Annotated in this window: 12 protein-coding genes; 2 read left to right on the plus strand and 10 right to left on the minus strand. The window is 37.1% G+C overall.

Annotated features, from left to right (window positions below; all coding sequences use genetic code 11):
- Nucleotides 1–14: 14 nt before the first annotated feature.
- Both JZO71_RS08195 and JZO71_RS08200 read right to left on the minus strand, forming a co-directional pair.
- The gene (locus JZO71_RS08195; RefSeq protein WP_067484668.1) at nucleotides 15–233 is read right to left on the minus strand and encodes a YdbC family protein; all 219 of its coding nucleotides are present in this window, start codon (nucleotides 231–233) and stop codon (nucleotides 15–17) included.
- Complete coding sequence (locus JZO71_RS08200) at nucleotides 203–1,915, minus strand: patatin-like phospholipase family protein (RefSeq protein ID WP_206899011.1); 1,713 nt, start codon at nucleotides 1,913–1,915, stop codon at nucleotides 203–205. Before JZO71_RS08200 ends, JZO71_RS08195 begins: the two co-directional genes overlap by 31 nt.
- Before the next feature lie 264 nt (nucleotides 1,916–2,179).
- Here JZO71_RS08200 and JZO71_RS08205 point away from each other — a divergent pair, with 264 nt between their 5' ends.
- Nucleotides 2,180–2,956, plus strand: a complete 777-nt coding sequence (locus JZO71_RS08205; RefSeq protein ID WP_206899012.1) for a hypothetical protein — start codon at nucleotides 2,180–2,182, stop codon at nucleotides 2,954–2,956.
- A 182-nt stretch (nucleotides 2,957–3,138) separates the two neighbouring features.
- On the opposite strand, the gene JZO71_RS08210 is transcribed toward JZO71_RS08205, so the two are convergent.
- The 8 genes from JZO71_RS08210 to mprF all read right to left on the minus strand — a co-directional run bounded on the left by JZO71_RS08210 (nucleotide 3,139) and on the right by mprF (nucleotide 13,374).
- Complete coding sequence (locus tag JZO71_RS08210; RefSeq protein WP_067484661.1) at nucleotides 3,139–4,107, minus strand: ribose-phosphate diphosphokinase; 969 nt, start codon at nucleotides 4,105–4,107, stop codon at nucleotides 3,139–3,141.
- A 92-nt stretch (nucleotides 4,108–4,199) separates the two neighbouring features.
- The gene (gene glmU, locus JZO71_RS08215) at nucleotides 4,200–5,573 is read right to left on the minus strand and encodes a bifunctional UDP-N-acetylglucosamine diphosphorylase/glucosamine-1-phosphate N-acetyltransferase GlmU (protein ID WP_206899013.1); all 1,374 of its coding nucleotides are present in this window, start codon (nucleotides 5,571–5,573) and stop codon (nucleotides 4,200–4,202) included.
- A gap of 158 nt (nucleotides 5,574–5,731) precedes the next feature.
- Nucleotides 5,732–6,553, minus strand: a complete 822-nt coding sequence (gene purR, locus JZO71_RS08220) for a pur operon repressor (RefSeq protein ID WP_206899014.1) — start codon at nucleotides 6,551–6,553, stop codon at nucleotides 5,732–5,734.
- A gap of 163 nt (nucleotides 6,554–6,716) precedes the next feature.
- Complete coding sequence (locus tag JZO71_RS08225) at nucleotides 6,717–7,544, minus strand: metal ABC transporter permease (protein WP_206899015.1); 828 nt, start codon at nucleotides 7,542–7,544, stop codon at nucleotides 6,717–6,719.
- Entirely contained in the window at nucleotides 7,517–8,197 is a 681-nt protein-coding gene (locus JZO71_RS08230; protein ID WP_067484650.1) for a metal ABC transporter ATP-binding protein, read from the minus strand. Before JZO71_RS08230 ends, JZO71_RS08225 begins: the two co-directional genes overlap by 28 nt.
- 20 nt (nucleotides 8,198–8,217) lie before the next feature.
- Nucleotides 8,218–9,174, minus strand: coding sequence for a metal ABC transporter substrate-binding protein (locus JZO71_RS08235; protein ID WP_206899016.1), 957 nt, complete (start codon nucleotides 9,172–9,174; stop codon nucleotides 8,218–8,220).
- A gap of 601 nt (nucleotides 9,175–9,775) precedes the next feature.
- A complete protein-coding gene (gene ispE / locus JZO71_RS08240) occupies nucleotides 9,776–10,627 on the minus strand; it encodes a 4-(cytidine 5'-diphospho)-2-C-methyl-D-erythritol kinase (protein WP_206899017.1) in 852 nt (283 codons plus the stop codon).
- A gap of 173 nt (nucleotides 10,628–10,800) precedes the next feature.
- Nucleotides 10,801–13,374, minus strand: coding sequence for a bifunctional lysylphosphatidylglycerol flippase/synthetase MprF (mprF, locus tag JZO71_RS08245; RefSeq protein WP_206899018.1), 2,574 nt, complete (start codon nucleotides 13,372–13,374; stop codon nucleotides 10,801–10,803).
- Between the two features lie 143 nt (nucleotides 13,375–13,517).
- On the opposite strand from mprF, the gene proC reads away from it, so the two are divergent.
- A complete protein-coding gene (gene proC, locus JZO71_RS08250) occupies nucleotides 13,518–14,333 on the plus strand; it encodes a pyrroline-5-carboxylate reductase (protein WP_206899019.1) in 816 nt (271 codons plus the stop codon).
- The last annotated feature ends 11 nt before the right edge of the window (nucleotides 14,334–14,344 follow it).

Here is a 14,344-nt window from a genome sequence, read left to right on the forward strand (position 1 = left end):
GACAGGGTCCTTTCTTACATGTTTTCTATTGCTTTTTGCAGTGCTTCAAATTCTTCGTTAGTCAATGTCAATCCTTTACCCATTTTTTCATGTTCTGGTGACCAGTCGCGCAAATCAAATTTCGGCGGACGACCATTCCAACTAACCAAATTTAATTCTTTACGCCAGCCTTTTGCATTCTCAGATAAAATTGCAATTTCTTCTATGATTTCATAGGAAAATTCTTGTGCCATTCTTGTTCCTCCTTAAGATAATGTGCATATAAAACAAATAATGTGTCCACTGGTTGTCCGTTAAGTAACCCTTGAACCATCTCTTGTGTACTAGCATAAAGTTTTTTTGCTAGTCTCGTCAATTTTTGTTCTAAACGTTGTTCTCTCGAAGAAGACCACCACTCTTCCAGACTTAGTAACCCAATTTCTTTCGTAACAATTTCTGTAAAAGGGCGTTGTTCTTTCTCACGAATCAACGCAAGCATTTCTGGTACTTGATAAACTTTATTAGGTAGTAAATACATTTGTTTTGCCAATAGTTCTAGCATTGCTAATCCGCATGTTTCAATGACGACCCTGTCTTTATATACATTACGCAAATTCTCCCAAAATTTTACGTCATAGAAAAAAGAAAGATCTAATTTTTTTTCCTGAGCTAATATGCGCAAGAATTTTTTCCAAATTTTTTCAGCCAAAACAGTCGAATCAAAGGTATACCAATGACCTTCATATTGGTGTAGTTGCTTTTTTGTTTCCAAATAACCTAATTGTAAATTCAATGAATTACGCTGTCCATCAAAAATCAGAAATGTTCCCAGTGTCCAAAGTGAGCGACAATGCCATTCAACAAATCCTAATGGTTTTTTGACTCTTTTAGTAATCCCAGGTCCTTGGACATCTACCACAAAAGCTTCAGTTGCTCCTTGTTCTATCGCAACATCTACTGGCAGATTATTTTTATACCCCCCATCAATATACCGCTCTTTGTCAATTTTTTTATAGGCCATCGCTGGATAAAAAGAAGCAGAAGCAACGATCCAATCAGGAATTTGTTCTGGTGGCATCTTTTGAATAGGTACCACTTTCTCAATCATTTCAGGGATTTTAGTCGTAACTGTAAATAGTTGTGGTTTCGTTTTTTGAACGAGGTGATTTAAATCCAATGATTTTCTCAGCAATTTTTCTAATGGCATTGAAGAAATACCACGAGTCAAAACAGCCGTCTTAGTCATTTGACGAATATCGGTCAACAATTGTTGGCGCAAATCAGTTAAAGGTAAGTTTTCTGGCACAGCTAAAACCTGATTGGTCGATAAATTCGTCCATAAAAATTCGGCTTGATTCAAATCATCTTGTAACATCAAAATACCATTGATTGCACCGACTGACGTACCCGTAATGATCTCAATTGAAAAGCCAGCTTCTTGTAACGCTTTCCACACGCCAATTTGATACGCTCCGTGTGCCCCGCCTCCACCAAAAACCACAGCAAGATGTCCAGAAATTTTTTTCACCCATCGAGTTGCCGTAGTATCAACTTTTTGATACCCAAACTTGATAAAGAGTTCTGTCATTTGTGAAGAAACTGATTGTGAAAAAGAAAACTGACAAGCAGATTTCAAAAAGTAACGCGCGCAACTTTCCAGCAACGTAAATAGTTGACGCCATTGTTGAAAAGCTTCATTGACCAATACATTCGTTATAACTAAATGATCTGACTCACTTGCCTTTCCCGTTTTCTTTTCAAAGTAGAGGACTAGCTTACCGACTTTGACTCGCCATGCATTTTTCTTTTTTGTCGCTTGCCAAAAAGAGTCGCGACTTTTTGGTTGTTCATTGAAAAATGGAAATGGTTGCATCATTTTTTGACTTTCATTGTGTAGCCGTTGCCTTTCTGACCAATAAATCGGTTGGATATCCATTACTTTCTCCTTTTTCTTCAAGTATAGCAGTCTCTTGAAAAAAATTCTTGTTTGAACGAATGCATCTAAAATGGATAAAGATAGAATAATTCATTATTCTTTCCTAAAAAATAACTGACACCAAATTTAAAGCAATTTGAAAGCTACGATTATTTTCAATGAAAGCGTGACTTTGTAATGGAATTTTAAAATAAAAGAAACAAGCTTTTTTCTTACAATTGTTGTAAAATAAAATAGTTGAGAAATCAAGTGAGGAGGGGCATGATGACTGATTCAGTTTATGTACATATCGATACAACTAGTAACGCTGTTTTAACCAAAGGATTAACTGCGAATGATTTTTCAAACAGCATCGTGCATTATCCTCAAAACTTGCTACTGTTAGACCCTGCTGCTTCAGCAGGAGAATACGAGCCTCACACTGGCTTAAAAATTATTCGTGGGACAGAAAACATACAACATTTCTTTTCCTCACTTCGTAATCGTCACAACACAGACGACTTAAAGTGGATCGATTTTACAGATTTAACGATGCTAAAAGAATTATCCCCATTAGAAATTTCAGAATTATTGTATTTTGGGCATATGAAAACCCACCTGCACTCACCGTTTTTCTATAAATTACAAAATAATTTTGTCTATTTTGATTTAAGCGATCAGTTGAACCGTATTTATTATCGCTATCTAGACGAATTTTATCGAATTTTTGCGGACAAAATGAGCCAAATTCTTGCGGATAAAATCAACGAAAAGAAATCATTCTTTCGTCGTGGTATCACTGTTGAAAAAATCAATGGGGATTTACTAAAAGAAATGCGTTCATTGATGCAAGAAGGAATCATTTTTTCATTTGAACAAGCTGGTTTGATCAACGATGAGTATCGAATCCCTATCTATGTGATTGAAGACTACATTTGGAAGCTAAAAGGGACTCGCTATCGCGAAGAACCTGTAATTGGGACACTGGTTTACAATACACTTGACCGACGTTGGCGTTTAATCAGTGACGTTGATGACTTTGCTTACAGCACATTAAATTAAAAAGAGCTTTATTTGTGTGAAAGAACGTAGCATCTAGCTGTTACGTTCTTTTTTTGCAAAAAAGAGGTATGACAAAAATCTTGTCATACCTCTTTCTTTCGAATGAACGTTGTTCTCAAAACAACTTCTCGGCGTAGCTTGTCGGATCTGGGTGTTTTGCACCACAGTTTCATTTTAAGTTCTTATTTTTTTGTTTCAAAAAGTGGACTAACTGGTTTGTTTTCATGGATACGTTTAATTGCATCACCCATCAAACCACCAACACTAACTTCGTCGATTTTATCAATTTTGCGATCTTCTGGTAGATAAATTGAATCCGTTACAACTAAGCGCTCAATTGCTGAATCTTCAATTCTTTGCAAAGCTGGACCAGATAACACTGGATGCGTACAAGAAGCATAAACACTTGTTGCCCCTGCTTCTTTCAACGCATTAGCTGCTAATGTAATGGTACCTGCCGTATCAATCATGTCATCGATCAAGACACATGTTTTTCCTTCAACTTTACCGATGATATTCATTACTTCGGCAACGTTTGCTTTAGGACGTCGTTTGTCGATGATTGCAATTGGTGCTTTTAGGAACTCAGCCAACTTACGTGCACGAGTTACGCCACCATGATCAGGTGAAACAACAACAACATCGTCGCCTTTGATTCCTTTTTCTAAGAAATAATTAGCAATTAATGGTGCACCCATTAAATGGTCAACAGGAATATCAAAGAAACCTTGAATTTGAACAGCGTGAAGGTCTAGGGTCAACATTCTTGTTGCTCCTGCTTTTTGAATCATGTTTGCAACTAATTTAGCAGTAATTGGTTCCCGAGCACGTGCTTTACGGTCTTGACGTGCATAACCATAGTACGGCATAACTACATTAATTGTTTTTGCGCTAGCGCGTTTCAACGCATCGATCATAATCAACAATTCCATTAAATTGTCGTTTACTGGGCTACTTGTTGATTGGATAACATACACATGTGAACCACGGATACTTTCTTCAATGTTTACTTGAATCTCACCATCACTGAATTGAGTAACAGATGATTTCCCTAATTCCACACCAACAGCTGCTGCGATTTTCTCAGCTAACGGGCGATTTGAGTTTAACGCAAAAATCTTTAATCTTGGATCAAAATAATGATTTGACATGGGGACCTCCACTTTCTTTTTCACAACTCTGAAATTCTTCCTAGTAAATAGTAGACATATTTTTTAAATAAATCAAGTTATTTTACAAAAAACTAATTGAGATAAGGGAGTTTTTTCGCATATCCTTCTTTATTTACTTGACGCGCACGTGCGATTGCAAGTGCATATTCAGGAACATCATTTGTAATTGTTGAGCCAGCTGCAATCGAACTATTCTCTTCAATCGTCACAGGTGCAACAAGGTTTGAATTCGAGCCAATAAAACTATGTGCACCGACTTTTGTATGATGTTTTTGTTTGCCATCGTAGTTAACGAAAACAACGCCACAGCCAACATTGATATCTTCCCCTAGAGTTGCATCCCCAACGTAAGTCAAATGACCAACTTTTGTATGATTACCAATATCAGCATTTTTGACTTCAACAAAGTTCCCAATATGCGCACCTTCGCCAATTTCAGCTTTTGGGCGCAAATGAGCAAATGGACCAACATCTGCTGCTTTTTTCACATGGCTACTTTCAACCACAGAATTGGTAATTACAACGTTATCTTCAATTACACTATCTACGATTCGTGAATGTGCGCCAATCATGCAATCCATTCCAATGACCGTTTCGCCTTGCAATTGTACACCTGCTTCGATCACTGTATCTGAACCGATTAGGACACCCGCATCAATATAAGTTGACGCTGGATCAACAAAACTGACACCATTAGTCATGTGTGCTTCATTAATTCGTTTACGCATAATTTCATTTGCTTTTGTCAATGCGATACGATCGTTCACACCCATAGACTCTTCAAAATCTTCTGTTTGATAAGCAGCAACTGTATTTCCATCTTCTTTTAAGATTTCAATGATGTCGGTTAAATAATATTCACCTTGAGCATTATTCGTCCCAACTTTATTCAAGGCAGCAAATAAAGCTTCGTTATCAAAACAGTAAGTACCAGTATTGATTTCTTGCACACGAGCTTCTTCTGGTGAAGCATCTTTTTGTTCAACAATTTTTTCTACAATCCCAACATGATCACGAATGATTCGCCCGTAACCTGTAGGATTTTGTGCGTGCGCTGTCAAGATCGTTGCACTAGCATTTTTCCCTTGATGGTATTCAAATAAATTATTTAATGTTTCCGTCGTTAGTAAAGGCGTGTCACCACTGATGACTAAAGTCGTTCCTTTTTTGCCTTCTAGGAAAGAAGCTGCTTGTAAAACTGCGTGTCCAGTTCCTAATTGCTCCGCTTGTAAAGCATATTCACTACGTTCACCCAGTTGTGCTTTCACTTGTTCAGCACCATGACCTACGATTGTAATAATTTCGTCAGGGTTTGTTTCACTTACTCGACTGATGATGTGTTCAACCATTGGTTTTCCAGAAACTGGATGTAATACTTTATAGAGTTTTGACTTCATGCGGGTTCCTTTTCCCGCTGCCAAAATAATTGCATAACGTGCTTCCACTTACTTCACTCCTAGTTATTCATTTCCTGTGTTAAGTTTAGCCCAGTGTTCGCTTTTTTTCAACTAACGATTATTTTAAAAAATTCAATTAAAAACAAAAAAGTTGGGACAATTTTTTGTCCCAACCTCTTCTACACTTAGTTCGTTTCGCTGAAAATCTATTCTTCTGAGAAATAGTTTCCAGGAACAACAGTAATATTTTTCGTTTTAGTATCCACATCTTTCACATAAAGTAATGAAGTATAATCATCGATTGCACGATGTCCGTGGAATTTTGATTCGGCAAAAACAGTGATACCAACTAATTCAGATTCAAATTCTTCAATCAAACTCTTCATCCCATTCACTGTTCCGCCACCTTTCATAAAATCATCGACGACAAGAACTCTTGAACCGCGTTTCAAACTTCTTTTTGAAAGCTCCATTTTTTCAATTCGTTCTGATGAACCTGAAACATAATTTACGCTCACAGTTGATCCTTCTGTGATTTTTGAATCGCGTCGAACAATGACAAATGGTGCATTTAAATAATAAGAAACGGCTTGGGCAATTGGTACGCCTTTTGTCGCAACTGTCATCACCGCATCAATTTTTTCACCTAAATATTTTGATGCAATGATTTTTCCAACTTGTCTTAATAACTCAGGTTCTCCTAATAGATCTGATAGGTAAACATAACCACCTGGCAACAAGCGATCTTGCTCTGATAAACGTTCGGCTAAAGATTCAATATATTTTTTTGCTTCTTCGTAAGGAATCTCAGGAATAAACAAGACACCACCCGCCGCACCAGGAATTGTCTCTAGTGTGCCGTAACCTCTTTCTTTAAATGTTTTCTTGATAATCCCTAAGTCCTCACTGATGGAAGATTTAGCAGATTCATAACGTTCGGCAAAACTTGTTAACGAAATCAATTCATGTGGATGATCTAATAAATATTGAGTCATATCAACAAGACGCTCACTGCGACGTACTTTCACATATTCCAGCTCCCTTTTTTAAAATTGTCGTTCTTCATTATATAAGTTTTTTTTCAAAAATTCGAGCATTTTATAAAAAAAGAAGAAAATAGTTCGGTATTTCTGATTTATAAAAAAAGAAACAGCGGAAATATTTCGTTTCCACTGTTCCTCACAGACCATTTTATGCTCGATTTTTTCGTTTTACACCAATCGATAGTCGTTTGACTATATTAACGAGTAAGAATAAGGCAATAAAGACTAACGTAATTGTTGCTCCAGGTGGTGTATCCAAATAAAAGGAACTACCTAACCCAGAAAGCATCCCGATAAAGCCAACAAAAATACTAATCGCAATCACGACGTTAAAACTTCGGCCTAAACGCATACCGATTGCTGCAGGTAACACCATGATTGCAGAAATCAACAATGCACCTGCTATTGGGATCATCACTGCAATCGCGACACCAGTTATTACGTTGAACATCATTGACATCGCATGAATGGGTAATCCATCAACATGTGCCACATCTTCATCAAAAGTTAAGACATACATTGGACGTTTGAATAAAACAAACATGACACCAATGATCACAAATAAAATGCCCAAGAAAATAACTTGGTCCCATGTGATTGTCACGATTGAGCCAAATAAATAAGATTGGATACTCGTTGCAGAATTTCCACCACTTAAATTCATCAAAACTAACGCTAACGCTAATCCCCCGGCCATTAAAATTGCGATCGAAATCTCAGAGTATGTCCGATAAATCGTACGTAGATATTCTAAAACAATTGCAGCTAAGACTACAACAATCATTGTGGTAACTGTTGGATTCAAATTGAGAAAGAACCCCAACGCTACCCCTGCTAACGAAACATGAGAAAGTGTATCAGCCATCAACGACTGTCTTCTAATTACTAAGAAAACCCCCAACATCGGAGCAATCCCTGCAATAAAAATCGCAGCCAGAAAGGCTCTTCTCATGAATTCATATGAAAGCAACGCCATTGTGAGTCCTCCTTCCTTACCAAACGAATTTGTCGATCTGCATACTGTTTGATGTCTTCATGGTCGTGAGTGATCATCAAGACAGATTTTCCGTGAACATGTGCGCTATGTCGCAACAAACGATAAAATTCATTTCTAGATTCTTCGTCCATTCCTGTCGTTGGCTCATCTAAAATAAATAAATCTGGATCAGTTGCAAACAAACGTGCCAAACTAATTCGCTGTTTTTGTCCGCCTGATAACTCCCCAATTCGACGATGGCGCATATCCCACATTCCAACAGACTCTAAAGCAAGTTTTACATATTCGTGGTCCTTTTTAGTTAAACGTTTGAACCATTTTCCTCGCGGAAATCGCCCTGAACGAACTAATTCAATCACTGTGCTTGGAAATCCCGCGTTAAATGATGCCACTTGTTGGGGAATGTAACCAATCTTCAATTTTTTTCCTTCTTGATTTTCCGTGGCAATCGTGACAGTTCCCTTGGTCGGCTTTAATAAACCCAAAGTTGCTTTAATCAGCGTTGACTTTGCTGCTCCATTCTCTCCAGTTAAAATGACAAACTCTCCAGCATCGACATGATAAGATACGTCCTCTAACACTGGCTCTTCTTCATAATAAAAGGTCAAATCAGATACTTCGATATAATGCATCACTAGACCTCCTTCTAAACTTACTTGATACTTTCTTTCAATGCCGCTAAATTTTCTTCCATCACAGAAATATAATTCTCACCAGCAGCCATTTGTTTTTCCGTTAGGCTTTCCAGTGGATTTAACACTTCAAGCTTCACGCCCGTTTCAGCAGCTAGCGTTTCAGCCACTTTTGAAGAAGCATTTTCTTCAAAATAAATGACTTTTGTTTGATTTTCTTCAACAAATTCTTTCAGTTCTGCCAAACGACTTGGGGTCGGCTCTTGATCTGGTGAAATACCTGAAATCGATTTTTGAGTTAAATGATATTGATCCGCTAAATAGGCGAATGCAGCATGTTGCGTAACAAAAGTCCGATTTTTTGCGTCTTTTAGTTCTGTTACATATTTTTGATTTAACGCTTCTAATTTTTTGATGTAAGCTTCCGCATTTTCATCAAATGTTGCTTTCTTTTCAGGATATTTATCGCCCAATTCCTTCGCGATTGTTTGAACTTCTTGGATTGCTAGGACTGGATCTAACCATACATGAGGATCATATTCATGGTCATGCCCATCATGCTCCTCTTCATGATTTGCTTCGGCTTCGTGATCATGGTCTTCTGAGCCTTCTAAGCGTTCGATCCCCTTAGCTGCCTCAATCATTAATGTTTTTTCCTGATCAACTGATTTCTTCATTGAATCAACAAAAATTTCCATGTCTGAACTATTATACACGAAAACATCTGCATCCGAAATTTTCGCCATTTCTTTCGCACTCGGTTCAAAATCATGTGGTTCTGTTCCCGCAGGTATCAACAACTCAACGTTTCCTTCGTCACCAACAACTTCCTTCGTAAAATCATACATTGGATAAAAAGAAGTAATAATCGTTAATTCGTCTGTCTTTGACTCACTTTTCTTTTCAGTTTGTCCACAAGCAGCAAATAACAACATTCCTGCAACAGCTATCGTTGCCCATACATATTTTTTAATCATTGTTTACCCCTCTCTAAAATAGCAAATCGTAATTTTACGATTTATCAACGTGAACTAATGTATCAAAATAAAAAATTACAGTCAATAGAATTCTGAAATCTTCTGATTTACAACGGATATTTGAAGATAAACCGTAAAACATTTGAATGCTTCCTCATAGAAAAGACAAATTTTCTACAAACTAGACAAGCGTTCTCATATAGAATGGCGGTGAACTTCACGAAAGGGGTGATTCCATGAATTTTTATAATTGGATAAAGATCATGATCCCACCATTTCCCTGGAATGGATGTTTTTTTCCTCGATAAATAAATAATTAGGAGTTTTAACATTGGAAAAAACATCGAACAAAATAAAAAATAAATTTAGCCCTACTAATTTGCTTAGTTGGGTTTCCACAAATTAGTGAGACAGTCCATTGTTTCGTGCAACTTTTTTAATTTACTCGATTGCTCATTCATTAATTAGCGATTTATAGCTAATATAAATAAAAAAAGCACATAAGTTTAGTCGCAAAAGAAAACTAAACGTATATGCTTTTTAATTAATTTCCAGTTAGTCAATCGACTACAAAGAATCAGTTACTAAACCAGTTTAATGTTTAACGCAATGTGCGTACAAGATAAACTTCATCACAAAATCCCTTTAATCCATTATATACTCGTTGGGCTCTCGAATAATGCTGACATAAACCAAAAACAGTTGGTCCACTACCACTCATCAAAGCCACATCCGCTCCATACTTGATCATCCGCTCTTTGATCTGATGAATCACAGGATGCCTTTTACCCGTCACATCTTCTAAACTGTTGCCCATTTTTTGAATCATTCGTTGATAATCTTGCTGTTTGATTGCTTCTACTAATCCAGCAACATCCTGATGCTGAATGGTTTGCGTGTCAAGATCTCTGAATACCGTCCGCGTGGAAACACTCATTCTTGGTTTGACTAAAATGACCCAACATTGTGGCATAGATGGAATCAGTTTTACTTTCTCACCTTTACCACCAATAAATGCCGTATTCCCATATACACAGTAAGGAACATCTGTGCCAACTTCTAGTCCAATTTCTGCGAGTTCTTCTAAAGAACAACCCAAATCCCACAATTGATTGATTCCGCGTAAAGCTGCAGCACAATCGGTACTACCTCCACCTAAGCCAGCAGCCACTGGAATGTTTTTTTGAACAACGATTTTAACACCCTTTTTGATTTTAAATTTATTTTTTAATAATAGGGCTGCTTGATAGACATTATTTCGTTGATCTACAGGCAAGAAAGCTTTATTTGTTTCTACAATGATTTGATCTTCAGGTAATTCTTCAAAAATCAAATGGTCTGCTAAGTCCACACTCGACATAACCATTTCAAGTTCATGGTACCCATCTGGTCGCTTATATAGTACATCCAATCCTAAATTTATTTTGGCTGGTGCTTTTTCAATTAGTTCCATACCTCTCACCCATTCGAAAAGTCTAAGTCGAAAGTATTCTATCATAGGGGAAAATAAAAGTATAGCTAACTTCCGCCTTAAATTCCTATTTCAACTAATACAAAAAAGAAAAAGGAGAGGATAAGATGTCATTCATTCTTATCCTCTCCTTATATTTCATACTCATTTCATGTCTATAATTCAGTCAAAACTTCTTGAGCTAAGCTTGGATTTTTCCCTTTTCCTCGACCAATCAGAATAAATAATTGAAGCGTTGCGAATACAAAATTGCTCCCTTTCATATAAGCAAAGTAACGACCTTCCCAACGACTGACATACTTTGATTTTCTTTCATATGTTGTTTGAAAAGCATAGAAAAAATTCCCATAATTATAAATGACGTTCATCATTTTTTCTTGAATAAATGAAAAGTCTGTTTCTCCAACATTCGCCAAAGGTGCTAAACCAAGATTTGCTTCCAAGTAACCTTGTTTTTGATACTCAACAAACAAATTTGCTAACAAGTAATCACTCAATGCAACAGGTTCTCCCGGCGATACACGCAGCAAATCATACCCCGCTTGTACTTGTGTCATTGGTTGTGCTGTCACAAATCCAACTACTTGTTGCTCTTTTCGAACAACGCCCACACCACCGGTCTTCACGTACTCTGTGTCAAATCGTCCAACAGAAAAATGTTTCTCTGTTTCGCCATTCAGCCAAGCTTGCGACACCTCTCCTAACGTTGGAAGTAGCTCATCAGGAATTTCATCATACCAAGTAAAATGATAACCTTCATTGGTTAACCGTTGGTATTCTAATTGTTGATTTAACCAAGGAACATCTGCAACCGTTAAGTCAGCAATCCCAGCCTCTCCTACTTTGACAAAACGGAAGCCAACTTCATGCAACATCACGACATATTTTTCCGACACTTTATAAAAAGCCAGCTGATAACCTAAGCAATCAGCTTTTTTGAGGAAGCTTTTGGTTGCCTTTCGCCACATAACTGGATTGCCAATTGGATTTCCCAGTACAAAGCATTTATTTCCCTTTACCTGGTAACCAAAAACTACTTGATCCTTACCTCCTTCTTGATAATAAAAATATTTATAACCAGGCAGTTGCAAATAATGACTAGAAGCAGTTCCACCATATTGATCAATCAGTCGATTCAATCTTTCTGTTTCTAACTCCGTTCCAAGTTCATTCGTTGCCGTAGCTAAATATTGATATAATGCCACCAACGCTAACAATGAAATACCTAGACCAATCAGTCCAGAAAACCAGACTTCATCTGAAGGAAACAGAATAAAATTATTCGCAGTCATTCGTCCTACCCAAAATTGTCCACTATGATAACCTGCAATTGCATAAACAATAAACAAGAAACCAAACAAGCAAGCATCAAAAACGATTGCCCCCCAAGAATAGACAAACTTTTCGCGATAAAATTCCTTTCGTGCTAACCAAACCGCTAACAAAATGAGTACATAAACTAAAATCAATTCCCATGACAAGGTTCGAGTAATTGTATTCAAAATACCAAAAATCAACAAGATGATGGTTGGCAAATAAGCTTTTTTCACTTTCATTGCTAAACCACGAGCCAAACCTAACAGTAAAAATCCGACAAGCAAATTGAGTGTCTGATCTAAAAAATTAAATGAAAAAGGCAATAAAATTTGAAATAAGCGACTAATCGCAGATAAGTTTGTAATGGTTGATAATAAAACCATCATGATTCCCGCAAAATAAACAGCACTAACTAAAATAATATGTGCCACTTTTTGGAAAAACAAGCGTGGAATATTATCAAGAAATCGGTTTACTTTCACACCTGTATGCGTAATAAACAAAAGAATCCCCGTTAAAAACGGAACTACGTAATAAAATAAGCGATAATACAATAACCACACCACTGCAACATCTTGACGAACAGATAACTGACTCATGCCAAGAATCATCAACACATCAAATGTTCCCATACCGCCTGGTACCATCGTTAACATACCAATCAACGTTGCCACAATAAACATGGGATAAATCGAATGAAGTGATACGTCGATTCCCATCAGCTTGCCAATCAATAAAAACACGGTTAGCGCACCTGTCCACTGACCAAATGAAGCAAAAAATAAACCTACTAAGCCTTTGGGATAAAACTCTGAAAACAATGTTCTTCTTTTAAGATAAGCAAACAAGAAAATAACTGGTGCAACAAAACTGCCACCTAGTAGCCAAATCCAGTAACTTCGAAAAATACTTTCTGTTTGAATAAAAAAGACATCGATAAAAGTGAACAGTGACCAAACTGATAGACCCGTTATCATAAACACTGCCACTTTTGAAACGGTTGCTAGTACCTTTTTTCGATCTGCCTGCTTACCATAAAAATTAGCTCGCAAACTAGCGCCCACGACACCGCCAAATCCTGCCAAATTGTTGATTGTATTCGTGATCCAAGCTGCTAGAAAGAACTCTTGCCTTGGCATCTTGGGCTTTCCTTGCTTTTCCAATACTCTAAGGGTCACCCAATCATATAAAAGCATCGGCAACACGCCAAGCAACCCCAATAACGTCATCAAAACGATGGTTACATGATTTTGTTTCTCCATCGTTTCCCAAATATCTTGCCAGCTCATGCCATTTGCAATATTAGCAACCTGATTTGCGACAAAGACTAATACTGAACCAAAAAAAATCAACTTTAAAATCAGACTATGATTTTTCATCCATTGAAGGATCAATTGTATTTTATTTTTCACATTTTTACCTTCCATACTCTTGTACTTTCATTTCATAACACTAATGTTAGCTTATTTAATTATAATTTTCCACTTTTGCTTGACACGTTACTTGCGATTCCTAACAAACAAAGCTATTCTAAAATCAAAAGGGAGGAAGTAAAATGAATATTGGATTTATCGGAACAGGAAATATGGCTCAAGCAATCATTCGTGGTCTACTCGAAAAAGAAACCTTTTCAAAAGACGAGATTTTTGTTTCGAGTGGTCATTTTGAAAATGCGCAAGCTTTTGCTAAACAAACAGGAGTCACTGCTTGTCAAACAAATCAAGAAGTCGCTGAACAAGTAGACATTCTTTTACTCGCAGTAAAACCCAAAATTATTTCAACCGTACTTCGTGAATTACAAGACTACAGTCAAAAAATCCTTTTCATTTCCATTGCATCTGGTACAACTTTAAATGATCTTGAAGCAGCTTTAAATAGCTCGCAAGCTGCAATTGTTCGTGTCATGCCAAATGTGAATGTCAGTGTTGGTGCCGGAGTCTCTGCCATTTGTAAAAATTCTGTTGCTACAGAAGAACAGTTAACACAAGCAACACAGATTTTTGAAGCAATTGGTAGTGTGTATCCTTTACCTGAATCAGATTTCAGTACTTTCATTGGTTTAGCTGGAAGTTCTCCTGCATTTGTTTACATGCTCATTGATGCTATGGGAAGAGCCGGAGTGTTCAATGGATTACCAAAAAAAATAGCCACTGAAATCTCTGCCAAAGCAATTTTAGGTTCATGTGAAAAATTCCTTGAGAGCAATGAAAATCCTTGGGAATTAGTGGACCAAGTCTCTTCTCCGGGAGGAACGACAGTCGCCGGGGTCGTTGCACTCGAAGAAGCTGGATTTATTCCAGCAATCATCCAAGGCATCAATACTACCATTGAAAAAGATCAAGAAATGCTTGCACAAAAAGAACAAAAATAAAAAAAGACCAA

It is taken from the genome of Candidatus Enterococcus courvalinii, from assembly GCF_017315945.1.
Taxonomy (GTDB): domain Bacteria; phylum Bacillota; class Bacilli; order Lactobacillales; family Enterococcaceae; genus Enterococcus_B; species Enterococcus_B courvalinii.

Coding starts and splice junctions, on each gene's coding strand:
- proC (WP_206899019.1), top strand. CDS start 13,518: ATGAATATTGGATTTATCGGAACAGGAAATATGGCTCAAGCAATCATT.
- ispE (WP_206899017.1), bottom strand. CDS start 10,627: ATGGAACTAATTGAAAAAGCACCAGCCAAAATAAATTTAGGATTGGAT.
- JZO71_RS08230 (WP_067484650.1), bottom strand. CDS start 8,197: ATGCATTATATCGAAGTATCTGATTTGACCTTTTATTATGAAGAAGAG.
- JZO71_RS08225 (WP_206899015.1), bottom strand. CDS start 7,544: ATGGCGTTGCTTTCATATGAATTCATGAGAAGAGCCTTTCTGGCTGCG.
- JZO71_RS08195 (WP_067484668.1), bottom strand. CDS start 233: ATGGCACAAGAATTTTCCTATGAAATCATAGAAGAAATTGCAATTTTA.
- JZO71_RS08200 (WP_206899011.1), bottom strand. CDS start 1,915: ATGGATATCCAACCGATTTATTGGTCAGAAAGGCAACGGCTACACAAT.
- JZO71_RS08235 (WP_206899016.1), bottom strand. CDS start 9,174: ATGATTAAAAAATATGTATGGGCAACGATAGCTGTTGCAGGAATGTTG.
- JZO71_RS08205 (WP_206899012.1), top strand. CDS start 2,180: ATGACTGATTCAGTTTATGTACATATCGATACAACTAGTAACGCTGTT.
- JZO71_RS08210 (WP_067484661.1), bottom strand. CDS start 4,107: ATGTCAAATCATTATTTTGATCCAAGATTAAAGATTTTTGCGTTAAAC.